Below are 360 nucleotides of genomic sequence, written 5' to 3'. Positions count from 1 at the left end.
CCTCGACCTCAACGGTCTGATCAACGTGGTGGCAACGGTGACGGTGACGGACGGCGACGCCGACGTCGTGTCGCAGCAAAGCACGAGTTCGGGGCTGTCGCTGATCTTCGACGACACCGATCCGACGCTTTCGATCACGGCGGCAGTGACGGTTGGTCCCGCCGAGGTGGTCGAGGCCAGCGGGGCTGGCGGGCAGAGCCAGGCGACGATCACGCCGCCGACCTTCGACGCCGGCGCGGTCGACGGCTACACGACAGATGTGGGCTACGCGCTGGCTCTGGCCGGCGCGGCGGCGACCGGGCTGGTGACGACGGACGGCAACCATGCCATCACGCTGGTGGTCGACTCGGCCACCCAGGT

At 69.2% G+C, this 360-nt stretch carries 1 protein-coding gene; it reads left to right on the top strand.

Going from position 1 to position 360, the window contains the following annotated elements:
- A partial coding sequence (locus tag EN990_RS35305) for a hypothetical protein (RefSeq protein ID WP_164766243.1) occupies positions 1-360 on the top strand: 360 nt, incomplete at both ends.

The organism is Mesorhizobium sp. M7A.F.Ca.US.005.03.1.1 (assembly GCF_003997975.1).
In the GTDB taxonomy this organism is placed as follows: Bacteria; Pseudomonadota; Alphaproteobacteria; order Rhizobiales; family Rhizobiaceae; genus Mesorhizobium; species Mesorhizobium ciceri.
This window is presented reverse-complemented; position numbering and strand designations above follow the sequence as displayed.